The sequence below is a fragment of the Streptomyces sp. NPDC022552 genome (genome assembly GCF_055561875.1).
In genome coordinates this window covers 258,587-282,874 of sequence record NZ_JBVHGJ010000009.1, presented here as the reverse complement: position 1 = coordinate 282,874, position 24,288 = coordinate 258,587, and the positions used below count along the sequence as shown (strand labels likewise).

The window sequence follows — 24,288 nt, the reverse complement described above, 5'->3', positions numbered from 1 at the left end:
ACGTGCCGCCTCACAGCAGGAAGAGGTCGTGCACGGCGGCCATCAGGAGCAGACAGCCGATCACCGCGAGGAAGATCATCAGCGGCGGCTGGGAGAGCGCGAACAGACAACCGCGCGGCTCTTCGGTGGAGGCGGGGGCGTGATCCCGCGAGGTATCGAGCATCTCGGGGGCGATCATGGCGCAGCGCCCCGTGGGACGGCCCGCAACACGCCCCTCGGAAGGGGGAGTTCATCACATCCCGTGGATGCGACGGATCTCAGAGCCCGTGCTTCTTCAGGATCGCCTCGATGTCGCTGAAGTCGTCCCCCGCCGTCGAGCCCTGCGGCTTCGGGGCCGCACCGCGCCGGCCCTGGCCGAGCGAGGGTGCGGAGGCGGCCGGGGCGACGGCGCCGGGCCGCTCACCCTTCTCTGCCTGCAGGGCCGCCTGACGCCCCGACCTGCGCCGCTCGACGGCGCGGGTGGAAATGAAGAGCAGCCAGGCCACGCCGAGCACACCGAAACCGGCCCAGGCGGTCGGGCTGAAGGCCGTGTCGAACGCCCACTCCACCGCCCCGGTCATCACCAGACCGACGGGCACGAGGGAGTAGGCGGCGATCCGTGCCGCGGCGAGGAACCGCTTGCGGTACGCCGTGATCGCGGCGATGCCCAGGCCCGCCACGGACACCGCGGAAAAGATGGTCTCGGCGAGCATGCGATCCTCCTGGGCCAGGGCGATACGTCCCTTCCATCCTGCACCGCCGAGGCGGTCCACGGCCATGTCGCCGGGCGGACCTCAGGGAGATCTCCGGGTCGCCCCGGCCGGATCTCCTCCCCAGGTCCCGGTTGGGCCGTGCCGGCGGGGGCTGGAAGACTGCTCCCATGAGCGACTCCACCACCCCGTCCGCCTCCCCCGTCACCGTGGAGGCCTGGTTCGACCTCCAGTGCCCCGACTGCTTCCGCGCGCTCGACGACGTGCGCGCGCTGCGCGAGAGGTACGGCGACCGGATCGACGTACAGCTGCGGCACTTCCCGCTGGAGAAGCACAAGCACGCCTACGCCGCCGCGCAGGCCGCGGAGGAGGCGATCGAGCAGGGCAAGGGCTGGCCGTACGTGGAGGCGCTGCTGGCCAGGACCGGGGAGCTGGGCGAGCGCGGCGAGCCGGTCCTCCTGGACGTGGCGCGCGAACTGGGCCTGGACGCCGAGGAGTTCGACACCGCCCTGATCGACGGACGGCATCTGCTGACCGTCGACGCCGACCAGGCGGAGGGCAAGGCCATCAAGGTCACCGGTACGCCGACCTATGTCGTCGGCGGCGAGCGACTGGACGGCGGCCAGAGCCAGGACGGTCTGCGCGCGCGCATCGAGGAGATCGCCGACCGGCTGCTCGCCGGCTGAGCTGCCCTCCGCCGCGACGGCTAGAGCAACGCCTTGTAGCTGTTGACGTGGGTCGTCCGGTAGCCGAGCGACTCGTAGAGCCGGATCGCCGGGGTGTTGCCCGTGAAGACATGGAGTCCGAGCAGGCGCTCCCCGGCGCCGAGCGTGTCCCGCTCGGCGAGCAGCATCAGGGCGCGGCCGTAGCCGTGGCCCCGGTGCCCCTCGGCGACCTCGATGCCGTAGACGTACCGCCCCTGGATCCCCGGCTCCAGCTCGCGGGCGCCCGTCCAGACATGGCCGACGGTCTCTCCGTCCCGTACCGCCACGCTGATCGCCGCCCCCGGGGAGCGCAGGCCCTGCGGCAGCAGCTCGCGGTGGCTGGAGTCGGACTTGGCGCGGGCCTGGTCCTCGGGAACGCCCCGCTCGATCCAGCTCTGCGCGAAGCCCTCCCGGGCGTCCGCCTCCCACGGCCCGAACTCCGCCTCCGTCATGGGGCGGACCTCGAGGCCGGGCGGCAGCGCGGGCGGCTCCGCCGGGAGCTCCTTGACCATGTTCCGGCTGCGCTCGGTGTAGCCGAGGGCCTGCGCCATCCGCAGCGCGGCCTCCGCCCGCACCGCCACGGAGATCTGGACCTCGCCGCACCCCCAGCCGCGCAGCACCTCCTCGGCGGCGAGCGCGGCGACCGTGCCCCGGCCGCGACGGCGGTCCTTCTCGTCGATGCCGAGGTCCTCGATCACACCGGCGCCGGTTCCGAAGCCGGGTGCGGTGGATAGGCGCACGGAGCCGACGCGGCGGCTGTTCACACAGACGTCGTAGACGCGTGCGCGTCCGCCGTCGGGGGTCTGCTGAAGCGGCTCGGCCGGCCGCAGGGTGGTGGTCATCATCGGTGTTCTACCCACCCCGGCGGCCGTCCGTCATCCCTTTATCGCGCGTGCGGGTCCTTGTCGGCCGCCGCGTGCTCGTCGAAGATCCGCATCGCCTTCGCCGTGACCGGCCCCGGGGCGGGGGTCAGTTCACGGCCGTCGACCCGGTGCACGGCCTGGATGTCGCGGAGGGTCGAGGTCAGGAAGATCTCCTGGGCGCTCTCCAGGACGTCCAGCGGCAGGTCGGTCTCGATCGCGCCGGTCCACTCGACCGCGAGGGCGCGCGTGATGCCGGCGAGGCAGCCGGAGGAGACGGGAGGGGTGTGGACGCGGCCGTCGAGCACGACGAAGACGTTGGAGCCGGTGCCCTCGCACAGCTGCCCGACCGTGTTGGCGAACAGCGCCTCGGAGGCGCCCTGTTCGCGCGCCCTGGCGAGGGCGACGACGTTCTCGGCGTAGGAGGTGGTCTTCAGGCCGGTGAGCGCACCGCGCTCGTTACGGGTCCAGGGGACCGTGATCACGGCGGTGGAGTCGGGGCGCCGGCCGGACTCGCCGAGCCCCACGACGAGGCTGGCGCCGGTGTCGCCGCGCTCGGAGCCGAGCGGGGAGAGACCTCCGGTGTACGTGATGCGGAGCCGGCCGAGCTCCATGGGGTTGGCCTCCAGGACCGCGGCGCAGGCGCGGCGGACCTCGTCGAGGTCCGGGTCAGGCAGGCCGAGGCCGCGCGCCGAGCGGGTGAGGCGCTCCAGGTGGAGGGTGAGGGCGAAGGTCTCGCCACGTACGGCCTTGATCGTTTCGAAGACGCCGTCGCCGACCGTCAGCCCGTGGTCCAGGACGGACACCTGGGCTTCCTCCGCGTCGCGCAGTCCGCCGTTGACCCACAGTTTCATCGAGATATGGCCTTTCCGCTCGCCTCGTACGCGCCCGACGCTACCGCCAGCAGACGGGACGCCTTCAGTTCGGTCTCCGCCCACTCCCGCTCGGGGTCGGAGCCCCAGGTGATGCCGGCACCGGTCCCGAAGCGGAGCACGCCCTCGGGGCGGTCGATCCAGAAGGTCCGTATGCCGACGGCGAGCTCGGCGGTACGGCGGTCGGCGTCGACCCAGCCGATGCCTCCGCAGTACGGGCCGCGGGGCGTGGTCTCCAGGGCCTCGATGATCCGCAGGGCGCTCGACTTCGGGGCGCCCGTGACGGAGCCCGGCGGGAAGGTCGCGGCGAGCAGCTCCGCCCAGCCCGCCTTCTCGTCGAGCTCGCCGCGGACGGTGGAGACGAGGTGGACCAGGCCCGGGTGCGGTTCGACGGCGCAGAGCTCGGGCACGGTGACCGAGCCGGTGGCGCAGACCCGGCCGAGGTCGTTCCGTACGAGGTCCACGATCATCACGTTCTCGGCGTGGTCCTTCTCGAGCAGGTCCTCGGCGGTCCTCCCGGTGCCCTTGATCGGGCCGGACTCGACGGTGGTGCCCGTGCGGCGCAGATAGAGCTCGGGGGACGCGGTGGCGATCTCCACCCCGTGGGCGGGCAGCCGAATCGTTCCGGCGTACGGAGCGGGGTTGCCGCGCGCCAGCAGCGCGGTGAGGGCGTCGACGTCGGCCGCGTCGGGGTCGGGCAGCGGCGCGGACATCACGCGGCAGAGGTTCGCCTGGTAGACCTCGCCGCGCGCGATGTGCTCGCGGATGCGGCGGACGCCCGCCGTGTACGCGGCGCGGTCGAGGGACGACGTCCAGTCGTCGGCGGCGGGGCCGCGCCAGGCGCCCGGGGTGGGGGCGGGGACGGTGTCGACCCGTACGTCACCGAAGCGGGCGCAGGTCAGACGGCCCTCGAAGTCCGCGGAGACGGCCCAGAAGCCGACGGAGTCCAGGGCCGCGGGGTCGCTGGTGACGTCCCGCAGGTCGGTCGCGACGAGGCCGCCGAAGCGGGCCAGAGGAGCAAGGTCGTGCACGGATCGAGTCTAGGCGCGCGGGAGGGGGCGGTGCGGCGTCCGGTGCGGAGGCTCGCGCGAGCGCGGCTGCGCGCCACCCCGGGGACACGGGGAGTGAACGCCGCGCGAACGCTCTCGGCCACCCGGCTCCCTGCGCAGCTCAGCACGCTGCGGAAACGCGTTTTTGTGCTGGCCCAGGAATCCGCTAGAGTTCAACACGTCGCCGGGACGCGCAAGCGGAACGGAAACGACAAGCGGACGTGGCTCAGTTGGTAGAGCATCACCTTGCCAAGGTGAGGGTCGCGAGTTCGAATCTCGTCGTCCGCTCGATGTGGGGGATCTTCCCGACCCCCCGTATTCACTCCTGGTGGAGTGGCCGAGAGGCGAGGCAACGGCCTGCAAAGCCGTCTACACGGGTTCAAATCCCGTCTCCACCTCCAAGCGCGATTAGCTCAGCGGGAGAGCGCTTCCCTGACACGGAAGAGGTCACTGGTTCAATCCCAGTATCGCGCACGCAGAACAACCGAAGATCCGGTCCGCATGGACCGTCCCGCGCGATTAGCTCAGCGGGAGAGCGCTTCCCTGACACGGAAGAGGTCACTGGTTCAATCCCAGTATCGCGCACGCAGCACGCAGTAAACCCTGGTCCTGTATGGTTTGGGACCGTCCCGCGCGATTAGCTCAGCGGGAGAGCGCTTCCCTGACACGGAAGAGGTCACTGGTTCAATCCCAGTATCGCGCACCGTACGACGGAGCCCCCGGTCGCCTCTCGCGACCGGGGGCTCCGTCGTGTCCCCGCTTCTCAGGAGGAGAAGAGCATCCGGCCGAAGCCGCGCTGGTGGTGGTGACCGCCGTGGTGGCCGCCGTGGTGCGGGGCGCCCCAGGCGGGGGCGGCGGGGGCACCGTGAGCCGGGTAGGCCGGCGGGGCGGGCGCGGGCGGGGCCTGCTGCACCCACTGGGACTCGAGCCGGGTCAGGGCCTCGAGCTCGCCGTAGTCCAGGAATATCCCCCGGCACCCGCTGCACTGCTCGATCTGGACGCCGTTGCGGTTGTACGTGTGCATCGCTGCATGGCACTTGGGACACTGCATGGTCGGCTCAACTCCCTGCCGTTCGATGGGTGCTTTCAGCTTAGGGGGACGCAGGCCGGGCCAACTCGGTTCGGAGCGACCCGATTCGGGCACACGTGTCGATCATCACGTCCTCGACCTCGTCGAGGGGGCGCCGCTCGGCGGTGGACTTGGCAAGGGCGAGCGCCGCCGTCTGGACGGTCAGGGCGCGGGCGGGGACGTCCAGTTGCACCCAGGGGTCGCCGGCGGCGACGGCGGGGCCCTCGGCCTGCACATACGCGTCGAGGAAGCGGGACCAGACGTCCGGGGACAGGAGTCCGGCGGCGAACCAGGCGGCGGGGCGGGCCAGATCCCAGGCGGGGTCGCCGAGGCCGAGGTCGTCCACGTCGATGAGGACCCAGGGGCGTTCCGGGGTACGGGGGTCGCGCACGAGCTGGCCGAGGTGGAAGTCGCCGTGGCAGAGGAGGCGGCCGGCCGTCGGCTCCCCGGGGAGGGTGCGCCAGGCGCGCAGCACGGTCTCGACGGCGGCGCGGGGCGCGCCGGAGCGGCGCATCCGCTCGACGGCGTGGGCGGCCTTGGCCGGGGCGCGCATGGGCGGGAGGCCGGCGGGCGGCGGGGTGCGGTGGAGGCGGGCGAGGAGCCGGGCGGCGTCCTCCCAGGGCGCGGCGTCGGGATCGTCCGGGTCGACGGGGGCGCCGTAGGGCCAGGCCGTGAGCGGGCGGGCGCCGAGGGTGCCCATGGGGTGGCCCTGGCCCTGGCCCGTGGAGTGGGTGTGGGGCGGGAGCAGGATGCCGGCCAGCGCGCCGAGGGCTGCGACGGCGATCCGAGCCGCGTGCTGTTCGGGGTCGGTGCCGGGGGCGTGGGCCTTGACGACGACCGCCCCGTGACGGACGACGGTGCCGTCGTCCCGGTCGGCGAGGACGGTCCGGGTGTGCGAGGCGCACGGGCAGGCGGCGTCCGCCCGGTGCGCGGCGTCGCGCGCGAGGGCGCTCAGCTGTTCGAGGTCGGCGTGCTCCACGCGGGGAGCGTACGCGCTGCCGCGATGGCCCGGCGGGCTCGGGGGACCGCGACCGGTGCCCCGGGAAAGCGCGAGGGCCGGTCAGCTCCCCAGCTGACCGGCCACACGCTGCCGTCCGCCGCACCCCCGTCCCCACGGGGTTGTTGGCCGGATGTCCCCGACCCGGGCCGCTCTCCCGGGTCCGGGGCGCCGCTCAGCGCCCCAGCATCACGCCCACGGACGACGCCTGTGTGACCACTGCGTCCCAGCCGCCGAAGGCGACGACCAGCAGGGTCGCGAGAGGGAGGACCATGGCGGTCGCCACCAGGGGGTGACGGCGGCCCGAAGGTCGGGTGCTGATCCGCGGTGCCGAATACGCCATGGGTCCTCTCCTGTCGTGTCTGGCAGCGGCGGGTGTTGACCTCGGGGGACGAGTGCTCACCCGCCGCTTGACTTCAAGATTAGGGATCGGGGGGCGGCCGGACGTCATGCCCGCGTACCGATCTCCGGGCCTCCCGGAGGATGACGAACACCGTTCGGCGTACTCCCCAGGGTGGAGGGTCGGGGCTAGGTCTGAGGGTCTTCCCTGAGAGGGACGGGCTGTTCGACCAGTGCGAGGACCCGGCTCGCCATGAATCGGGCCGTCCGGACGACCACCCCCGTGCGCGTGACTTCGCTCACTTCCACGACCCCTCGCCGTACGGCCGTCTCCACCCTCCGGCCCGCCCGGCTTGCCACCACTTCGTACGTCCGTGTCGTGTCCCCCGCGTCCACGACTATCTCCACGCGATCACCCTTCATCGGCCGAATCCCCCTTCTGCGATTGGATGTTGGAGAATCCCGTGGCCCGGACGGGCAGCCGCGCCGCCGTCCTGACCACCCCTCAAGTGTCCTCCCCAGCACTGACAATCGATCCCTGCGCGAGGGCGCGGCCTATGAGCACACCGGGTCGTCGATACGTAAGCTGTGCCACGTCGAACGGACGAGGGGACGGACATGGCGATGATGCGGCTCCGGCGCGAGGATCCGCGGATCGTCGGGTCGTTCCGGCTCCACCGCCGGCTCGGGGCCGGCGGGATGGGGGTCGTGTACCTGGGGTCGGACCGGCGCGGACAGCGGGTGGCGCTGAAGGTGATCCGGCCGGATCTTGCCGAGGACCAGGAGTTCCGGTCGCGCTTCGCGCGCGAGGTCTCCGCGGCCCGCCGGATCCGGGGCGGCTGCACGGCCCGGCTGGTCGCCGCCGACCTGGAGGCCGACCGCCCGTGGTTCGCCACCCAGTACGTGCCCGGCCCGTCGCTGCACGACCGGGTCGCCGAGGAGGGTCCGCTGCGGGCCGCCGACGTGGCCGCGATCGGGGCGGCGCTCTCGGAGGGCCTGGTCGCCGTCCACGAGGCCGGGGTCGTCCACCGGGACCTCAAGCCCTCGAACATCCTGCTGTCGCCCAAGGGCCCGCGGATCATCGACTTCGGCATCGCCTGGGCCACCGGCGCCAGCACCCTGACCCACGTGGGCACGGCCGTCGGCTCCCCCGGCTTCCTCGCGCCGGAACAGGTGCGCGGCGCGGCCGTCACCCCGGCCACGGACGTCTTCTCGCTCGGCGCCACGCTGGCCTACGCGGCGATGGCGGACTCGCCGTTCGGGCACGGCAGTTCGGAGGTCATGCTCTACCGGGTGGTCCACGAGGAGCCGCAGCTCGGCGGCGTACCGGACGCGCTGGCCCCGCTCGTCAGGGCGTGTCTGGCCAAGGATCCCGAGGACCGGCCGAGCACCCTCCAGCTGTCGATGCGGCTCAAGGAGATCGCCGCCCGCGAGGCGCAGGGGCTGCCCGCGGGGCGCCCGCCGGTGCAGCGGGAGCGTACGGAGCAGTCGACCGGCAGCCGGCCGACGGAGCGGTACACCGAGCGCACGACGCAGGGGCGGGACCAGGGCCCCGCCTCACGGCCGTCCGCGCCCCGTACGGGCGGCGGCTCCGCGCGTGCGTCGCAGTCCCGGCCGAACGGACGTCCCGCGCCCTCCCGGCCCGGCGGCGCGCGCACGACCTCGACCGGGCGCCGTCCGGCCAATCCGCGGCTGCTGCGACAGCGGCTCTTCGTCTTCGTCGTGGTGACGCTGGTCGTCGCCCTGGGGATCGCCGCCGCGCAGGCCCTCCAGGGCTAGAGCGCGCCTCGGGTCCGCCCGGCGGTCAGTCCTGCGGGCGGCCGCTCGCCACCGCGTAGAAGGCCACGGCCGCCGCCGCGCCCACGTTGAGCGAGTCGACGCCGTGGGCCATCGGGATGCGCACCCACTCGTCCGCCGCGCGCAGCGCCTGCGTGGACAGGCCGTCGCCCTCGGCGCCGAGCATCAGCGCGGCCCGTTCGAGCTTGTGCGGGGCGGCCACGTCGATCGGGGAGGCCTTCTCGTCCGGCGTGAGGGCGAGCAGCTTGAAGCCCGCCTCCCGTACCGCCTCCAGGCCGCGCGGCCAGGTGTCCAGACGGGCGTACGGGACGGAGAAGACCGCGCCCATGGAGACCTTCACGGACCGGCGGTACAGCGGGTCCGCGCAGTCCGGCGAGAGCAGCACCGCGTCCATGCCGAGGGCGGCCGCGCTGCGGAAGATGGCGCCGATGTTGGTGTGGTCGTTGACCGACTCCATCACGGCGACCCGGCGGGTCGTACGGAGCAGGTCCTCGGCGCTCGGCAGCGGCTTGCGCTGCATCGAGGCGAGGGCCCCGCGGTGCACGTGGTAGCCGGTGACGCGCTCGGCGAGTTCCGGCTGCACCGCGTACACGGGCGCCGGGACCTCGTCGATGACGTCGCGCATGACGTCGACCCACTTGGCGGAGAGCAGCATCGACCGCATCTCGTACCCGGCCTGCCGGGCCCGGCGGATGACCTTCTCGCCCTCGGCGATGAACAGACCCTCGGCGGGCTCGCGCCTGCGGCGCAGCTCCACATCGGTCAGGCCGGTGTAGTCGCGCAGGCGCGGGTCGTCGGGATCGTCGATCGTGATGAGTTCGGCCACGAGGTGATACTGCCTTGTCCGGGGTGCGGTGCCAATGTGTGCGACGGGGGGTTCGAACGCCCCTGGTCGCGGGTTACTTCACGAGCTTGTCGGGGCCCTCGGCGACCACGTCGCCGATGACGATCACGGCCGGCGGGCGGACCTCATGGGCCTTCACCGTCTCCGCGACCGTGGCCAGCGTGGCGTCCACGCGGCGCTGGGTGGCGGTGGTGCCCTCCTGGACGAGGGCGAGCGGTGTCTCGGGGGACTTGCCGTGCGCGACGAGCGTCTCGGCGATCTTCCCGATCTTGTCGACGCCCATCAGGATCACCAGCGTGCCGGTGAGCTTGGCGAGCGACGCCCAGTCGACGAGGGAGCGCGGGTCGTCGGGCGCCACATGGCCGCTGACGACCGTGAACTCGTGGGCCACGCCGCGGTGCGTCACCGGGATGCCGGCCGCGCCGGGGACGGAGATCGAGCTGGAGATGCCGGGGACGACGGTGCAGGCGATGCCTTCCGCCGCCAGCGCCTGGGCCTCCTCCATGCCACGGCCGAAGACGAACGGGTCGCCGCCCTTGAGCCGTACGACCGACCTGCCCGCCTTGGCGTGCTCGATCAGCGCGTTGTTGATGGCCTCCTGCGCCATGAACCGGCCGTACGGGATCTTCGCCGCGTCGATCACCTGGACGTGCGGCGGCAGCTCGTCGAGCAGGTCCCGGGGGCCGAGGCGATCGGCGATGACGACGTCCGCCTCGGCGAGCAGCCGGCGGCCGCGGACCGTGATCAGGTCGGGGTCGCCGGGGCCGCCGCCCACCAGCGCCACGAAGGGGGTACGGGAACGGTGCGGCGGGGCCGCGAGGGAACCGTCCCGCAGGCCCTCCACGATCGCGTCCCGCACGGCCGCGGACCGGCGGGGGTCGTGGCCGGTGAGCACGGCGACGGTCACGCCCTCGCTGCGGCCGGTGGCCGGGGTCCAGGCGGTGGCCGCATCGGCGTCGTCGGACCGCACGCACCAGGTCTTGGTCCGCTCGGCCTCGGCGGACGCGGCGGCGTTGGCGACGGGGTCGCTGGTGGCCACGAGGGCGTACCAGGAGTCGGCCATGTCCCCGTCCTCGTAACGGCGCTTGACCCAGGTGATCTCGCCGGCCTCGGCCATCGCCTCGACGGACGGGGTGGCGGACGGGGAGATCAGGGTGACGTCGGCGCCTGCCGCGATCAGGGCCGGGAGCCGGCGCTGGGCGACCTGGCCGCCGCCGAGGACGACGACGCGCCGGCCGGAGAGGCGGAGTCCGACGGGGTAGGCGGGGTACGCGGCGGTCTCGACGGGGTCGGCCATGGGTGTGCGGCTCCTCGGAGGGGCGGGGTAGGGGCCGCTGCGGCGGTGAAGCGGCTGGTGGGGCGCGGTGCGGTGATCGATGCGGTGATCGGTGCCCACGATATCGGTCACCGGGGGCGGGCGGCCTGTGACGGATGTCCCTGCCCGTGGAGACCCTGACCGCATCGAGGGGCGGACCGGGAGCCGCGCCGCTCCGGTCCCTCACTCTTCCCCGGCGGAGCGGGTGCCCACGACAGCGGGGGGCGAAGCCCGGGCCCCGAGGACCCGGGCCGCGGGCTACTTCTCCGTGACGCCGGCCGAGTCGAACGTCGCGACCTCGTGCATCGCGCGGGCCGCGCTCTGGACGATCGGGAGGGCCAGCAGGGCGCCGGTGCCCTCGCCGAGGCGGAGGTCGAGGTCGACCAGGGGGCGCAGGCCCAGCTTGTTGAGGGCCGCCACATGGCCCGGCTCGGCGCTGCGGTGGCCCGCGATGCAGGCCGCCAGGGACTCGGGCGCGATCGCCCGGGCCACGAGCGCCGCCGCGCCCGTCGAGACGCCGTCCAGGACGACCGGGGTACGCAGCGAGGCCGCGCCCAGGATCAGGCCGACGAGCGCCGCGTGCTCCAGGCCGCCGACCGCCGAGAGGACACCGATCGGGTCCGCCGGGTCCGGCTTGTGGAGGTCCAGGGCGCGACGGACCACGTCCACCTTGCGCGCGTGCATCTCGTCGTTGATGCCGGTGCCGCGACCGGTCACCTCGACCGGGTCGACCCCCGTGTACACGGAGATCAGCGCCGCGGAAGCGGTGGTGTTCGCGATGCCCATCTCGCCGGTCAGCAGTGCCTTGTTGCCCGCCGCCACGAGGTCCCGGGCGGTCTCGATGCCCACCTCGATCGCGCCGAGCACCTCCTCGCGGGTCATCGCGAGACCGGTCGTGAAGTCACCCGTACCAGCGCGGACCTTGCGGGGCAGCAGACCGGGCGTGGCCGGCAGGTCCGAGGCGACGCCCACGTCGACGACACAGACCTCGGCGCCCACCTGGTTCGCGAAGGCGTTGCAGACCGCTCCCCCGCCGAGGAAGTTCGCGACCATCTGGCCGGTCACCTCCTGGGGCCACGCGGTGACGCCCTGGGCGTGCACGCCGTGGTCGCCGGCGAAGATCGCGACGGCCGCGGGCTCGGGGATCGGCGGCGGGCACATCCGGGAGAGCCCGGAGAGCTGCGCGGCGATGATCTCCAGCATGCCGAGCGCCCCCGCGGGCTTCGTCATGCGCTTCTGCCGCTCCCACGCCTCGCCGAGCGCCTTGGCGTCCAGCGGGCGGATGTTGGCGACGGTCTCCTGGAGCAGGTCGTGCGGCTCCTCGCCGGGCAGCGCCCTGCGGCCGTACGTCTCCTCGTGGACGACCCAGGACAGCGGGCGGCGCTTGGACCAGCCCGCCTGCATCAGCTCGGGCTCCTCGGGGAACTCGTCGACGTAACCGACGCAGAGGTACGCGACCACTTCGAGGTGCTCGGGCAGGCCGAGGGAGCGCACCATCTCGCGCTCGTCGAAGAAGCTGACCCAGCCGACGCCGAGGCCCTCGGCGCGGGCGGCGAGCCAGAGGTTCTCGACGGCGAGGGCCGAGGAGTACGGGGCCATCTGCGGCTGCGTGTAGCGGCCGAGGGTGTGCCGGCCGCCCCGCGTGGGGTCGGCGGTCACGACGATGTTGACCGGGGTGTCGAGGATGGCCTCGATCTTCAGTTCCTTGAACTGCTTGGCCCGGGCCTTCGGCAGCGACTTGGCGTAGGCCTCGCGCTGGCGCTGGGCCAGTTCGTGCATGCTCCGGCGGGTCTCGGCGGAGCGGATGACCACGAAGTCCCAGGGCTGGGAGTGGCCGACGCTGGGGGCCGTGTGGGCGGCCTCCAGGACGCGGAGCAGCACCTCGTGCGGGATCGGGTCGGAGCGGAAGCCGTTGCGGATGTCGCGGCGCTCGCGCATGACGCGGAGCACGGCCTCGCGCTCGGCGTCGTCGTACCCGGGCGCCGGGGCACCGACGGGCTCGTCGCCGCCGGCCGCCTCGATGTCTTCCGCCTCGATGTCCGCGGCCTCGGAGTCGGCCGCCCGGGCCTCCGCGGCCTCGGCGTCCGCGGTCTCGGAGTCGGCTGCCTCGGCGTCCGCTGCCTCGACAACGGTCTCGTCGGCGAGAGCCTCGTCCGGGACCGGCTGCTCGACGGCGGGCTCCTCGACAGCCGGCTCCTGGACGGCGGTCTCCTCGGCGACCGGGGCCGCCTCGACGGCGGGCTCGGCGATCGCGACCGCTTCCTCGGACGGCGCCTCCGGGGCGGGCTCCTGCGCGGGGGCCTCGTCGACCGGCTCGACGTGCTCGGTCAGTTCGACCGGCTCGACGACCGGCTCCGCCTGCTCGACGACCGGTTCGGCTGCTGCGGGCTCCTCGGCCACCGGCTCTTCCGCCACCGGCTCGGCGACGGCCTCGCCGTCGGCCGCGACCTCGGCTTCGGCGGGGGTCTCGACAGCGGCCTCGGGCTCCCGCGCCGCCACGACGGCGGCTTCCTCGGCCGGCGGTACGGGTACGGCGGCGGCCTGGCCGCCGTCGCGCGGCGCCGGGACGGCCACGGGGGTCTCCTCCACGAGCGCCTCGACCGGAGCGGGCGCCTCGACCGGAGCGGACGCCTCCACGGGAGCGGGGACCTCCGTCGGCGCCTCGGCGGCGGGCTCCTCGGTCACGGGGGCCTCGGCCGACGGCTGTTCGGCGGCGGGCGTCGGCGCCAGGTGCGGGGTCGTCGGGACCGTTCCCTCGACCTGGACGAACTGACCGACCGTTTCTGCGGGCGTCGGCTGCTGCACGTGCGTCTGGGGCTGCGGGTCCCACGGAACGCCGCCCTGCGGCGGCATCTCGCCGAGCTGGGGCGCGACCGGGGCGGCCGGCTGCTCCTGGGGGATGTCGAGGTACTCGGGGCCGGCCGTCGGGGGACCCGCGACCCGGCTGGGGACGGGGGTGGGCGCCGTCGCGGCGGCGGGGGCCGGCGCGGCCATGGGCGCGGGGGCCTGGACGGCGGAGGCGGGGCCGCGGTCGGCGAGGGACCGTACGACTCCCCCGTTGGTCTCCGGCACCGGCGGGCCCATGTGCAGGGGGCGGCGGGCGGGCGGCGCGGCCGGGACGGAGACCGACGGCGGCACGCGTACGCCACCGAGGTCCACCGAACCGGAGTCGCGGCCGGCGGCCTCGTGGGCGCCGGTGTCGAGGATCCCGGGCTCGTAGCCGTGGTCGGTCACGACCTCGGCGCCGTACGGCTCCTGCGACGCCACGGGTACGCCGTGGGCGGGGGTGGAGAGGATCTGACCGGACTCGACGGGCATCGGCACGCCGTGCGCGGGGGTCGAGACGCCGTGGTGGACGTTCTCGGGCGCCACGGGCATGCCGTGCGCGGCCTCCGGGGCCGTCGGGACACCGTGCGCCGGGGTGGAGACGGCCTCGTGGGCGACCGGGGCGGCCATCGGGGCCTGGGCGGCCAGGGCGTCGGCGATCGGTCCGGCCAGCGGGTCGGTGAGCGGGTCACCGGGCGGCGGCAGCTGGCCCGGCATCATGCCCGGGGCGGAGGCCTGGGCCGGAACCTGGGCGGGGACGGCTACCGGCGGCGCGGGGACGGCGCCGGGCTGGTGCTCGCTCCACGCGCCCTGCGCGCCGGGCATCAGAAGCAGATCGTCGTCGTCGGCTGCGCTCTCGGAGGGGTCCAGGAAGGTGTACGCGCCCGGAGCGGGGATGCCCGGCTGCTCGACCATGCCTGCGTTCTCCGGCAGCCCCTCGCCCGGGACCTGGCCGGTGTCCGTCATGCGTACCCCTCGCCCATCGGTTGTGCTCCTTCAGACCTTCGCCCGTCAACAAGAACGAGCGTGCGCGCCGTGCGGCACGAATGACGCGCGGACACCCCAGCATTGTCGCGGCCATCGGCCGTCATGACAGGCGGATCCGCCACGGTTTGCTGTGGACTGCGCCACGTCGCGCGTCCCCCGGTCGCTGCGTACCACATCAGCGACCCGAAGCGGTCACTACTTCCGGACATTGGCGAACAAAAGGCCGAAGGTCCGGTGCGGTACGACGATCGGCCAGCCTACCTGGCCGGGTGGACGGCTTCGATCACGGGTGGGGGTGCCCCCGGCGCGGCTAAGGGGAGGTCGACCGGCGCCCGGAGAGCAGGAAGACGACGGACCGGTCGCGTTCCGACCAGTCGCCGGGGTCGAGTCCGACGCTCTGCAGCAGGGCGCATTCGACGGTGTAGCCGCCCTCGGTGAGGGCGGCGCCGATGGCCTCGGCCTCGTCGCGGGTGGACGCGTGGGCGACGATCCGCTCGGGCCGGCGGTCGGTGCAGGCGGTGACGACGGGCACGCCGCCGCCCCCGATCCGTACGACGTCGGGTTCGGGGAGCCGCTCGAGGACGTGCGGGGCGCGGCCTCGTACGGCCTGGAGCTGGACGCCGTGCCGGCGGGCGGCGGCCTCCGTGCGGGCGCAGGCGTCCGGGTCGGCGTCCACGGCGATGACGGCGGCGCCGAAGCGGGCGGCCTCGACGGCGAGCGCGCCGCCGCCGCAGCCGATGTCCCAGACGAGGTCGCCGACGCGGGGGCCGAGGCGGGCGAGCTGGGCGGCGCGCAGGGTGGGGTCCTCGCCGCTGCCGCCGCGCGCGGCGGCGGAGTCGTCCGGCGGCAGGGCCCAGCCGCGTACGGCGGGGGTCTCCTGGCCCATGAGCCAGCCTCCGGGCGGGGCGCCGGCCGTGCCGCCGATGACGATGACGACGTTGGGGTCGCGCCAGGCGTGGTCGGCGGCCTTGTCGGAGGTGAGGACGGTGACCTGCTCGCGGTCGGTGCCGAGCTCCTCGCAGATGACGAACGTGCGGTGGACGCCGTCGAGCAGGAGGGCGAGTTCGGCGGGTCCGGCACCGGGCGAGGTGAGGACGGCGACCTTGGGGTGGGCGCGGCAGACGTTGACGGCGCGGCGCAGGGTGCGCTGGTGGGCGACGACGATCCGGGCGTCGTCCCAGGGCATGCCGGCGCGGGCGAAGGCGGCGGCGACCGGGGAGACGGCGGGGACGACCTCGACCTCCAGGCCGTGCTCGGGGGCGCGCAGGGTGCGGACGACGCCGAAGAAGCCGGGGTCGCCGTCGGCGAGGACGACGGCGGTGCCGCGGTGGCCCGCGATGCGGCGGGCGGCGAGGTCGACGCTGCCGAGGCGGATCCGCTCGGCTCCCGGCGGGACCTCGGGCAGGGCGAGGTGGTGCGCGGCGCCGGCCACGAGCGTCGCGGCGGAGAGCGCGGACCGGGCCGCTGGGGTGAGGGGCGATCCGTCCCAGCCGATCACCGTGACCCGGTCGGCCATCGTCGTCAGTCTCCTGAGGTCTCGTCGCAGGTCGGGGGCGTGTCGAGGGTACCCGGCTTCGGTTGCGGGCTCAGCTCCAGTCGGTGAAGGAGGAGTAGCCGGCCTCCGCCATCTGGTCGGCGACGCCTTCGAGGTCCTCGGGGAGCAGTCCCCAGACGATGAAGTCGGTGCGGAGGTCGGCCCAGGTGCCGTCCTCGGTGCGGGTGCGGGCTATGCAGGCGCCGCGCAGGACGCCTTCGCTGATGCAGCCGATCTTCTGGGCGACCTGCTGGGAGGCGGTGTTGTCGGCCGCGGTGCGCAGCTCGATGCGTTCGAATCCCTGGTCGCCGAAGAGCCACTGGGCGGTGGCGAGGGCGGCTTCGGAGGCGTATCCCTCGCCGCGGGCCCAGGGCGCGATGATGTACGACATCTCGGTGGACCGGACGTGCCAATTGGTCTTGCCCAGCTGGATGATGCCGACGAGGCGCTGGGTGAGGAACTCGGTGACGGCGAGGCCGAGGCCCCGGCCGGCCTCGCGTTCGGCGGGGGCGTACTCGGTGATCCAGCGGAGCGCGCCGTCCTCGGTGAAGGGCTGGGGGACGGCCGTCCAGGCCGCGACCATCTCGTCGTTCATCATCTCGGTGAGGGCGGGCGCGTCCGCCTCTTCGAGCGCGCGCAGCACCAACCGGTCCGTGTTGATGGAGATGTCCGGAAAGGTGGTAGTCATGCGCAGCTCCATGCCGTGAACCGTCCGAATCGACCGTGAACGCACAGCATGCAGCATGCAGTCGCCGGTGTGCATGGCCGGGTCCGATGTGGCGTCAGATACGGCGGGATACGGCGAAGGCCCCGCGCACCGGACGGGGTGCGGAGGCCTTCGTCGTGAGGAACTGTACTGCGGACTCTCGTCGCAAGGACTGTGCCGCGGGCCTTACTTGGCGACGGCGCCGAAGGCCGGGATGACCGAGCCGGTGTACGTGTCCTCGATGTACTTCTTCACCTCGGGCGAGTTGAGGAGCTTGGCGAGCTTCTGCACGCGCGCGTCCTTCTCGTTGCCCTCCTTGACGGCGAGGAAGTTGGCGTACGGGTTGCCCTCCGCCTTCTCCAGGGCGATGGCGTCCTTGGCGGGCGAGAGCTTGGCCTCGATGGCGTAGTTGCCGTTGATGACGGCGGCGTCCACGTCATTCAGGGCGCGGGGCACGGTGGCGGCCTCCAGCTCCTTGAACTCCAGGCCCTTCTTGTCCGTGATGTCGGAGAGCTTGGCGTTGGTGCCGACGCCGTCCTTGAGGGTGATGAGACCGTTCTCGGCGAGCAGCTGGAGCGCGCGGCCGCCGTTGGTGGTGTCGTTGGGGACGGCGATGGTCTGGCCGGCCTTGATGTCCGAGAGGGCCTTGACCTTCTTGGAGTAGAGGCCGAGCGGCTCCAGGTGGACGTTGAACACCGGGACGATGTGGGTGTTGTTCTTCTTGTTGAAGTCGTCGAGGTACGGCTTGTGCTGGAAGAAGTTGGCGTCGACCTGGCCGGACTCGGTGGCGGTGTTCGGCAGGACGTAGTCCGTGAACTCCTTCACCTCCAGCTTCAGGCCCTCCTTCGCGGCGAGGTTGTCCTTGACGTAGTTCAGGATGTCGGCGTGCGGCGTCGGGGACGCGGCGACGACGAGCGGCTTGTCGGCGGAGCCGGCGCCGTCCTTCGCGGAGGACGGGTCCGACGCGGTGCCGCAGGCGGTGAGGCCCAGGGCGAGCGCGGCGGTGGCGGCGATACCGGCGGTGAGCTTGATGTTCTTACGCACGAAGAGTGCCTCTTTCTGGTGGTGCGGTGGACGCCTGGACAACAAGTCCGGGCTCTTCTTCGAAGGACGAAGTCTGGGGTGGCGCCGTGGGTCAGGCGGTGCGTCCTCGGCGGGCGAGGAGGCGGACGGCGAGGTCGCCGATGAGCTGGACCACGGTGACGATCGCGATCAGGACGACGACGGTGACCAGCATGAACTGGGTGTCGAAGCGCTGGTATCCGTAGGTGATGGCCTTCGAGCCGAGGCCTTCGCCGCCGACCGCGCCGGCCATCGCGGAGTAACCGATGAGCACGATGACGGTGGTGGTGACGCCGGAGACCAGCGAGGGCAGCGCCTGCGGCAGGAGCACCTTGCGGACGATCGTGGTCACGGAGCCGCCCATGGACTGGACGGCCTCGACCAGGCCGTGGTCGACCTCACGGATCGCGGTCTCGACGAGGCGCGCGAAGAACGGGATGGCGCCGATGGCGAGCGGCACGATCATCGCGGTGGGGCCGATGAAGGTGCCGACCACGAAGGTCGTGAAGGGGATCAGGGCGATCAGCAGGATGATGAACGGCAGCGAGCGGCCGATGTTCACGATCACGCCGACGACCTTGTTGACGACGGTGTTCTGCAGCAGGCCGCCCTTGTCCGTGAGGACGAGGAGGATGCCGAGCGGCAGTCCGCCGGCGATCGTGACGATCGTGGCCCACAGGACCATGTAGAGGGTGTCGACCGTGCCCTGCTCGAGGAGGGGCTGCATCTCCGACCAGGTCACTTGGCACCTTCCTTGACGAGCGCGGGCGCCGCCTCGGGCGCGGTCTCCTCTTCGACGACGTCGACCTGGAGGCCCTGCTCGCGCAGGAAGCCGACGGGGACGACGTTCTCCTCGTACCGGCCGGGCAGTTCGATCCGCATCCGGCCGATCTGCTTGCCGCCCACGGTGTCCATGGCGGCGCCGAGGATCGAGATGTCGATGTTGTACGTACGGGAGAGCTGGGAGATCACCGGCTGGGTGGCGGCCTCGCCGTGGAAGGTCACGTCGACGACCGTGCGGTCGGGTCCGGTGGGGGCGCCGCTGACCGGGAAGAGCTCGGCGGCCAGCTCGGAGCCGGGGGTGGCGAGCAGTTCGCTCACGGTGCCGGACTCGACGATCCGGCCCTTCTGCATCAGCGCGGCCGAGTCGCAGATCGTCTTGACGACGTCCATCTCGTGCGTGATGAGCAGGACGGTGAGGCCGAGCTGCCGGTTGAGGTCGCGCAGCAGCTGAAGGATGGAGCGGGTGGTCTCCGGGTCGAGCGCGCTGGTGGCCTCGTCGGAGAGCAGGACCTTGGGGTTGCCGGCCAGGGCACGGGCTATGCCGACGCGCTGCTTCTGGCCGCCGGAGAGCTGACCGGGGTAGGCCTTCGCCTTGTCGGCGAGGCCGACGAGGTCGAGGAGCTCCAGCGCACGGCGGGTGCGCTCGGCGCCGGAGACGCCGAGGATCTCCAGGGGGAGTTCGATGTTGTCCTTGACCGTGCGGGAGGACAGCAGGTTGAAGTGCTGGAAGACCATGCCGATGCTGCTGCGGGCGCGGCGCAGGTCCTTGCCCGCGCGGCGGCCCGTGGCGGCGAGCGCGGTGAGGTCGACGCCGTCCACGGTCACGGTGCCGGAGGTGGGGCGCTCCAGGAGGTTGACGCAGCGGATGAGCGAGGACTTGCCGGCGCCGCTCTGGCCGATCACGCCGTACACCTCGCCCTCGCGGACGTGGAGGTCGACGCCGTCCAGAGCGGTGACCTGGCGGCCTCGCGACTCATAGACCTTGGTCAGGCCCGAAGTGGTGATCACAGGGGGTTTCCGTCACTGTCGAGTGCGCGGCGCGGGGTCCGCCGGGCACGGGGCATTCGTCGTTCGGACAGTCAGGCGCAGGTGGGCCGGCTTCGGTGGGTGAACCGGAAGGCAGCGCGTGCGCGGGGCGGGCACGTCCGGCGCCGGTTTCGGCGGGCGGATCGGCTCGGCCGTCGGGGTCTCGCTTCGGGGCGCGAGGCTCGGCGGGGGCCCTCAGATGGCGCACATTCGACACATACAACGAGCACCGGGCGTCGTGATCGCCTCGGTCGCAAGGGTGCGGCTGCTCGTCGTGGTCATGTCTGCAAGTAAAGCACGCACCTGTTCGACCAAAACGGGGGTGTCCGTATAGCGGACATCGTTGAGACATCATGCGGACACCCCGTCCGGCCGTCGCACCCCGGCGGTGCTCCCCGCTCCCCCGTCGGTGGCCTGCGCCGATGCCTCCGAGAGGTCGGTCACGACGACATCGGTGTCGAGCCCGGAACGGTCGTGGGTTGTGGCCAAGGCCACGGTCCGCACGCGCGGAGGTGACGACGGCCCGGCGGCCGGCGAGCAGCGCGGGGAGCGGCTCCTCGGCCCCGGGCAGCGCTCGCCCCGCCGGGGACGTCGGCGACCGCCGACCCCTCGATCCGGCGCAGGGCTTCGGCGCGCGTCGTCACGAGTCTCGGCCCGTGCGGGGCGGGTGGGGGGCGAGCGCATCGGGTCTTTTGGCCCGTAATACCCTCGGGCCCATGCTTGACGCCCTGACGGTCGCGGTCTCGGTGGCCGCGCTCGCCCTCGCCGCCTGGTGCGGCTTCGCCTTCTCCCGCGACCAGCCGACCAAGGACTGGCACTTCATCGGCATGGCCGTGGTGACGTTCCTGGCACTGGTGCAGCTGATCGTCGGCATCGTGCAGCTGTCGCGCGGCGAGAAGGCCGAGGAGGGCTCGACGATCTTCGTCGCCTATCTCCTGGGCTCGCTGTGCGCGGTGCCCGCGGCCGCCTTCATGTCGCTCAGCGAGCGGAGCCGCTGGGGCTCGGCGACGGTGGCGGCGAGCGGTGTCGTGCTCGCGGTCCTCGAGGTACGCCTCTTCGACATCTGGACGGTGGGCTGATGAGCGCGATCGAGGGAGCCGGACGCCTGGTCAAGGGCCCCGGCATGCTGCTGGTGTGGCTGTACGGCGTGATGTCGGTGGGCGCGGTCTCGCGGTCGATCTACCAGATCGCGACCGAGTTCGACCGGGCGCCGCTCGCGTACGCGCTGTCGGCGGTGGCTGCCGTGGTGTACGCCTTCATCACGTACACGCTGGTGAGGGGCGGGGAGACGGCCCGCAGGGCGGCGCTGGTGTGCTGCGCCGCCGAGCTGGTGGGCGTGCTGACCGTGGGGACCTGGACGCTGGCCGACCCGTCGGCGTTCCCCGACGCCACGGTCTGGTCGGACTACGGCTACGGCTACATCTTCATCCCGGTGCTCCTGCCGGTCACCGGGATCTGGTGGCTGCGGCGGTCGCGGGCGACCGCCTAGGCGTGGGCGCCGGGCCTAGGCGGCCTTCTCCAGGGTCACGAGCGTGAGCCGGGGGCCGATCTCGCGCGCGGCGACCTGTTCGTATCCCTTGCTGCGGTAGAGCCGCAGGTTCCGCTCGCTGCGGTGGCCGGTGAAGAGCTGGAAGCGCTTGGCGGTGGGCGCCGGGTCGGCGGCGAAGTGGCCCTCGATGGCGTCGAGCAGGCGGCCGCCGAGACCGTGGCGCTGCATGCGCGGGTGGACGATGAGCTTGGCGATCCGTACGGTGCCGGCCTCGTCGACCTGCCCGCGTACGGAGGCGACGATCTCGTCACCGAGGCGCGCCACGAGCGCGTGCCCCTGGGCCAGTTCGGCCCGCAGGGCGTCCAGGGTCTGGGTGAGGGGCTCGATCGAGTAGTCGCCGTAGAGCTCGGCCTCGCTCTGGTAACAGAGGTACTGCAGCTTGAGTATGTGCTCCGCGTCCTGTGCGTCCGCGGCTGAGATGGTCACGCTCATGCCCATGTGTGCATGCCTCCCGCTCACCTGGTCCATCGGTCGGTCTCCCGCACCCTTCCCCTCGGGGTCGCCGCGGGAACCTCTGAAGCCAGCATTCTGCGCAGGCATCCCAGGCAACGGGAACGCATCGGCCCCAGACTCCCCTGTGAGATACCCAACTCCCCTGCGATTTCCCGGTAGGTGGGGTCAGCCGGGTCGAGCATCGCGGTGAGCAGACGCGGGCAGTGGCCGGGGGTGCGACGGACGGCGGCGCGCACGGCGCGACGGCGTTCGGTCGTCAGCGCGGAGCTCTCGGGAGAGTCGTGCGACTCGGTGGCCTCCTCTCCGCGGTACGGGCGTTCCCGCAGGGCGGCGCGCCGGGCGCGGCGGGCCTCGGCGCGGACGGCTCGGCGGAGCCAGTCGGCGGGGTGGCTCGGTGCCGCGTCGTCCTGGAGCCGTTCGAGGAGCTTGAGCCAGACGGCCTGTTCGAGGTCGCCCGCCTCGACGCCGGCGGCGGAGGCCTCCGCACTGGACTCGGCGGCGAGCAGCGGGGCGAGGGTGCGGAGGAGGTGGCGGTCGGTGGGGGTCATGCACGGCACGATGCGGGAGCCGCCGGGGGTGGTTGCGGTCCTGGGGTCAAACCACCCGGGCGGGTGCCGTTGCCGTGGTCCGGGCCCAGGGTCCTGGGCCGTACGGACCACGGCAACGGGCGACGCCCTCCCCCGACGGGCCACACGGCGGATCAGAGGTCGGACACCGCCAGGAGTGCCGTGTCCGGGTTGTCCGAGAAGATGCCGTCGATGCCCGTCGCCAGGTAGGCCCTCAGGGCGCCGAAGACGTCTCCGTAGGCGTTCGGGTCCGTGCCGCGGCGGAACTCGGCCGGCAGGAAGCTGTTCTCGTTGCGCTGGGTGTACGGGTGGAGGATCAGGCCCTGCGCGTGCGCGTCGCGCACCAGCGTGGTCGGGGTGCCGAGGCGGCCGCTCGCGTCGCGCGGGATGACAAGGTCCAGGGTGGGCCCGATGCCCTGCGCGTACGAGGCGATCCAGCGCAGGCCCTCGGGCGTGACGAGGTCGGCGACCGTGCGCGGGTCGCCCGCCTGGACGAAGTCCCAGGGGCGGCTCGCCGCGGCCGAGAGCAGCACGACCCGCGGGGAGTTCACCAGCTTCGCCAGGCGCTGGATGCTGCTGGGCTCGAAGGACTGCAGGAAGACCGGGGAGTCGGCGCGGTGACGCCCGTACCGGCGCAGCAGCGTGGCGAGGCGCTCCTCCAGGCCGAGGCCGAGGGAGCGGAAGTAGGTGGGGTGCTTGGTCTCGACATGCAGCCAGACGTCGCGGCCGCGGCGGCGGCCTTCCCGTTCGGCCCAGCGCAGTATCTCCTCGAAGGTCGGGATCTGCCAGCGGCCGTCGTACAGCGTGTTCTCCTGGCGGGTGCCCGGGATGCGCTCCTTGGCGCGGAGGGTCTTGAGCTCGGCGAGCGTGAAGTCCTCGGTGAACCAGCCGGTGTAAGAGACGCCGTCCACGGACTTGGTGGTCCTGCGCGAGGCGAACTCGGGGTGGTCGGCGACATCGGTCGTCCCGGTGATGTCGTTCTCGTGACGGCAGACCAGGTGGCCGTCCTTGGTGGGGACGAGGTCCTGCTCGATCACGTGCGCGCCGAGGTCGAGGGCGAGCTGGTAGGAGCCGAGGGTGTGCTCGGGGCGGTAGCCGCTCGCGCCGCGGTGGGCGATGACGGTGGGGACGGGGAGGGAACGGTGGCCGTGCCCGCGGCCCGCGCCGTTCGATTCGGCGGCCTGGGCGTTGCCGGCGGCGAGGACCGAGGAGGCGCCGAGGACGGCGGCTCCCGCCACGCCCGTCACCGCCGCGCCCGCCGCTCCGAGGACCGTCCGCCGAGCCGGGCTGCCGTGCGCACCCTGTGTCATGAAGACTCCTTCGATGTGATGTCCCGCACCTGTCAAACGACGCTCCGACCGTAGGCAGTCACCCCTTACCTGCGGCAGACCCTGGTCGAACATGGCGGAAACACACGTCAACACTGTGTATCCACTCGGTGAACCCGATGTGCGCACGACCATGACCCGCGAGTATCGTCCTCACCTGCACGGCCCCCGTACGACGCCGCCCCGCCCCCGACACCGGAGGAACCGTTGTCCCGTCTCGCACTCATCAAGGCAGTGCTCGGACCGATCCTGCGTCTGATGTTCCGCCCACGTGTGGAAGGTGTCGAGAACATCCCCGGGACGGGTCCGGTGATCCTGGCGGGCAACCACCTCACCTTCATCGACTCGATGATCATGCCGATCTGCACGGACCGCCCGGTCTTCTTCATCGGCAAGGACGAGTACGTCACGGGCAAGGGCTTCAAGGGCCGGCTGATGGCCTGGTTCTTCACCAGCGTCGGCATGATCCCGGTGGACCGCGACGGCGGCCGGGGCGGTGTCGCGGCGCTGATGACCGGCCGCCGCGTCCTGGAGGAGGGCAAGATCTTCTCCATCTACCCCGAGGGCACCCGCTCCCCCGACGGCCGGCTCTACCGGGGCCGTACCGGCATCGCGCGGCTGACGCTGATGACCGGCGCGCCGGTGGTGCCGTTCGCGATGATCGGTACCGACAAGATCCAGCCGGGCGGGGCGGGGCTGCCCCGGCCGGGCCGGGTGACGGTCCGCTTCGGTGAGCCGATGGAGTTCTCGCGGTACGAGGGGATGGACCGGGACCGCTATGTGCTGCGGGCCGTGACGGACTCGGTGATGTCCGAGGTGATGCGGCTGTCCGGTCAGGAGTACGTGGACATGTACGCCACGAAGGCGAAGGCCGCGTAGCCGGCACGACGTGGCCGAAGGGCCCCGCACGGCAGTCGCCGTGCGGGGCCCTTC

26 protein-coding genes and 5 tRNA genes are annotated in these 24,288 nt (G+C 72.7%); 10 read left to right on the top strand and 21 right to left on the bottom strand.

What is annotated here, in order from left to right; translation table 11 throughout:
- Positions 1-10: 10 nt before the first annotated feature.
- Both ACZ3OF_RS24075 and ACZ3OF_RS24070 read right to left on the bottom strand, forming a co-directional pair.
- Entirely contained in the window at positions 11-178 is a 168-nt protein-coding gene (locus ACZ3OF_RS24075) for a hypothetical protein (protein ID WP_361671445.1), read from the bottom strand.
- A 79-nt stretch (positions 179-257) separates the two neighbouring features.
- On the bottom strand, positions 258-692 hold the full coding sequence (locus ACZ3OF_RS24070; protein ID WP_361670819.1) for a hypothetical protein: 435 nt from the start codon (positions 690-692) through the stop codon (positions 258-260).
- A 167-nt stretch (positions 693-859) separates the two neighbouring features.
- Here ACZ3OF_RS24070 and ACZ3OF_RS24065 point away from each other — a divergent pair, with 167 nt between their 5' ends.
- Complete coding sequence (locus ACZ3OF_RS24065; protein WP_361670821.1) at positions 860-1,375, top strand: DsbA family protein; 516 nt, start codon at positions 860-862, stop codon at positions 1,373-1,375.
- 20 nt (positions 1,376-1,395) lie between these two features.
- On the opposite strand, the gene ACZ3OF_RS24060 is transcribed toward ACZ3OF_RS24065, so the two are convergent.
- Genes ACZ3OF_RS24060 through ACZ3OF_RS24050 form a run of 3 tightly spaced genes read right to left on the bottom strand, consistent with a single transcriptional unit; the run spans position 1,396 to position 4,156 of the window.
- On the bottom strand, positions 1,396-2,235 hold the full coding sequence (locus ACZ3OF_RS24060; RefSeq protein ID WP_361670823.1) for a GNAT family N-acetyltransferase: 840 nt from the start codon (positions 2,233-2,235) through the stop codon (positions 1,396-1,398).
- A 41-nt stretch (positions 2,236-2,276) separates the two neighbouring features.
- Entirely contained in the window at positions 2,277-3,107 is an 831-nt protein-coding gene (locus ACZ3OF_RS24055) for an aminotransferase class IV (RefSeq protein ID WP_361670825.1), read from the bottom strand.
- Positions 3,104-4,156, bottom strand: coding sequence for a chorismate-binding protein (locus ACZ3OF_RS24050; RefSeq protein WP_467306672.1), 1,053 nt, complete (start codon positions 4,154-4,156; stop codon positions 3,104-3,106). The genes ACZ3OF_RS24055 and ACZ3OF_RS24050 overlap by 4 nt, the downstream gene beginning before the upstream one ends.
- A 233-nt stretch (positions 4,157-4,389) precedes the next feature.
- Here ACZ3OF_RS24050 and ACZ3OF_RS24045 point away from each other — a divergent pair.
- From ACZ3OF_RS24045 to ACZ3OF_RS24025, 5 genes are all read left to right on the top strand, one after another.
- Positions 4,390-4,462: transfer RNA gene (locus ACZ3OF_RS24045), tRNA-Gly, on the top strand.
- 39 nt (positions 4,463-4,501) lie between these two features.
- A tRNA-Cys gene (locus ACZ3OF_RS24040) sits at positions 4,502-4,575 on the top strand.
- Position 4,576: 1 nt separating this feature from the next.
- Positions 4,577-4,648 (top strand) — tRNA-Val (locus tag ACZ3OF_RS24035).
- 39 nt (positions 4,649-4,687) lie between these two features.
- Positions 4,688-4,759, top strand: a tRNA-Val gene (locus ACZ3OF_RS24030).
- Between the two features lie 46 nt (positions 4,760-4,805).
- Positions 4,806-4,877, top strand: a tRNA-Val gene (locus ACZ3OF_RS24025).
- A gap of 60 nt (positions 4,878-4,937) precedes the next feature.
- On the opposite strand, the gene ACZ3OF_RS24020 is transcribed toward ACZ3OF_RS24025, so the two are convergent.
- The 4 genes from ACZ3OF_RS24020 to ACZ3OF_RS24005 form a co-directional block, all read right to left on the bottom strand.
- Positions 4,938-5,225 carry a TFIIB-type zinc ribbon-containing protein gene (locus ACZ3OF_RS24020; protein WP_361438827.1) on the bottom strand — a complete coding sequence of 96 codons (288 nt, stop codon included), beginning with the start codon at positions 5,223-5,225 and terminating at the stop codon, positions 4,938-4,940.
- A gap of 40 nt (positions 5,226-5,265) precedes the next feature.
- Positions 5,266-6,222: a phosphotransferase family protein gene (locus tag ACZ3OF_RS24015; RefSeq protein ID WP_361670830.1), complete on the bottom strand. Its 957-nt coding sequence runs from the start codon at positions 6,220-6,222 to the stop codon at positions 5,266-5,268.
- Positions 6,223-6,415: 193 nt separating this feature from the next.
- A complete protein-coding gene (locus ACZ3OF_RS24010) occupies positions 6,416-6,583 on the bottom strand; it encodes a hypothetical protein (RefSeq protein WP_361438831.1) in 168 nt (55 codons plus the stop codon).
- A 185-nt stretch (positions 6,584-6,768) separates the two neighbouring features.
- Positions 6,769-7,002: a hypothetical protein gene (locus ACZ3OF_RS24005; protein ID WP_260230356.1), complete on the bottom strand. Its 234-nt coding sequence runs from the start codon at positions 7,000-7,002 to the stop codon at positions 6,769-6,771.
- 195 nt (positions 7,003-7,197) lie between these two features.
- Between ACZ3OF_RS24005 and ACZ3OF_RS24000 the strand changes: the two genes are divergently transcribed.
- Positions 7,198-8,358: a serine/threonine-protein kinase gene (locus tag ACZ3OF_RS24000; RefSeq protein WP_361670833.1), complete on the top strand. Its 1,161-nt coding sequence runs from the start codon at positions 7,198-7,200 to the stop codon at positions 8,356-8,358.
- A 25-nt stretch (positions 8,359-8,383) separates the two neighbouring features.
- Here ACZ3OF_RS24000 and ACZ3OF_RS23995 read toward each other — a convergent pair whose 3' ends face one another.
- From ACZ3OF_RS23995 to ACZ3OF_RS23955, 9 genes are all read right to left on the bottom strand, one after another.
- Positions 8,384-9,202: a TrmH family RNA methyltransferase gene (locus ACZ3OF_RS23995; protein WP_260230355.1), complete on the bottom strand. Its 819-nt coding sequence runs from the start codon at positions 9,200-9,202 to the stop codon at positions 8,384-8,386.
- A gap of 73 nt (positions 9,203-9,275) precedes the next feature.
- Complete coding sequence (gene cobA / locus ACZ3OF_RS23990; protein WP_467306666.1) at positions 9,276-10,517, bottom strand: uroporphyrinogen-III C-methyltransferase; 1,242 nt, start codon at positions 10,515-10,517, stop codon at positions 9,276-9,278.
- 276 nt (positions 10,518-10,793) lie between these two features.
- A complete protein-coding gene (gene cobT, locus ACZ3OF_RS23985) occupies positions 10,794-14,327 on the bottom strand; it encodes a nicotinate-nucleotide--dimethylbenzimidazole phosphoribosyltransferase (protein ID WP_467306664.1) in 3,534 nt (1,177 codons plus the stop codon).
- A 331-nt stretch (positions 14,328-14,658) separates the two neighbouring features.
- Positions 14,659-15,864 (bottom strand): precorrin-6y C5,15-methyltransferase (decarboxylating) subunit CbiE, encoded by a 1,206-nt coding sequence (gene cbiE, locus ACZ3OF_RS23980; RefSeq protein ID WP_361670840.1) that lies wholly within the window; start codon positions 15,862-15,864, stop codon positions 14,659-14,661.
- A 70-nt stretch (positions 15,865-15,934) separates the two neighbouring features.
- Entirely contained in the window at positions 15,935-16,570 is a 636-nt protein-coding gene (locus tag ACZ3OF_RS23975; protein ID WP_467306662.1) for a GNAT family N-acetyltransferase, read from the bottom strand.
- Positions 16,571-16,774: 204 nt separating this feature from the next.
- Positions 16,775-17,632 carry a MetQ/NlpA family ABC transporter substrate-binding protein gene (locus ACZ3OF_RS23970; protein ID WP_361670845.1) on the bottom strand — a complete coding sequence of 286 codons (858 nt, stop codon included), beginning with the start codon at positions 17,630-17,632 and terminating at the stop codon, positions 16,775-16,777.
- Between the two features lie 91 nt (positions 17,633-17,723).
- A complete protein-coding gene (locus tag ACZ3OF_RS23965; RefSeq protein ID WP_361670849.1) occupies positions 17,724-18,392 on the bottom strand; it encodes a methionine ABC transporter permease in 669 nt (222 codons plus the stop codon).
- Complete coding sequence (locus ACZ3OF_RS23960) at positions 18,389-19,441, bottom strand: methionine ABC transporter ATP-binding protein (RefSeq protein ID WP_361670852.1); 1,053 nt, start codon at positions 19,439-19,441, stop codon at positions 18,389-18,391. Before ACZ3OF_RS23960 ends, ACZ3OF_RS23965 begins: the two co-directional genes overlap by 4 nt.
- Before the next feature lie 369 nt (positions 19,442-19,810).
- Entirely contained in the window at positions 19,811-19,948 is a 138-nt protein-coding gene (locus ACZ3OF_RS23955; RefSeq protein ID WP_361670855.1) for a hypothetical protein, read from the bottom strand.
- 227 nt (positions 19,949-20,175) lie between these two features.
- On the opposite strand from ACZ3OF_RS23955, the gene ACZ3OF_RS23950 reads away from it, so the two are divergent.
- Together ACZ3OF_RS23950 and ACZ3OF_RS23945 are read left to right on the top strand one after the other, a co-directional pair.
- On the top strand, positions 20,176-20,538 hold the full coding sequence (locus tag ACZ3OF_RS23950; RefSeq protein WP_361670858.1) for a hypothetical protein: 363 nt from the start codon (positions 20,176-20,178) through the stop codon (positions 20,536-20,538).
- Positions 20,538-20,948, top strand: a complete 411-nt coding sequence (locus ACZ3OF_RS23945) for a hypothetical protein (protein ID WP_361670861.1) — start codon at positions 20,538-20,540, stop codon at positions 20,946-20,948. Before ACZ3OF_RS23950 ends, ACZ3OF_RS23945 begins: the two co-directional genes overlap by 1 nt.
- Positions 20,949-20,963: 15 nt before the next feature.
- On the opposite strand, the gene ACZ3OF_RS23940 is transcribed toward ACZ3OF_RS23945, so the two are convergent.
- From ACZ3OF_RS23940 to ACZ3OF_RS23930, 3 genes are all read right to left on the bottom strand, one after another.
- On the bottom strand, positions 20,964-21,446 hold the full coding sequence (locus tag ACZ3OF_RS23940) for a GNAT family N-acetyltransferase (protein WP_361670864.1): 483 nt from the start codon (positions 21,444-21,446) through the stop codon (positions 20,964-20,966).
- A 17-nt stretch (positions 21,447-21,463) separates the two neighbouring features.
- The gene (locus ACZ3OF_RS23935) at positions 21,464-22,009 is read right to left on the bottom strand and encodes a sigma-70 family RNA polymerase sigma factor (protein WP_361670867.1); all 546 of its coding nucleotides are present in this window, start codon (positions 22,007-22,009) and stop codon (positions 21,464-21,466) included.
- Between the two features lie 152 nt (positions 22,010-22,161).
- The gene (locus ACZ3OF_RS23930; RefSeq protein WP_361670869.1) at positions 22,162-23,337 is read right to left on the bottom strand and encodes a glycerophosphodiester phosphodiesterase; all 1,176 of its coding nucleotides are present in this window, start codon (positions 23,335-23,337) and stop codon (positions 22,162-22,164) included.
- Between the two features lie 225 nt (positions 23,338-23,562).
- Between ACZ3OF_RS23930 and ACZ3OF_RS23925 the strand changes: the two genes are divergently transcribed.
- Complete coding sequence (locus ACZ3OF_RS23925; protein WP_352186489.1) at positions 23,563-24,234, top strand: lysophospholipid acyltransferase family protein; 672 nt, start codon at positions 23,563-23,565, stop codon at positions 24,232-24,234.
- The last annotated feature ends 54 nt before the right edge of the window (positions 24,235-24,288 follow it).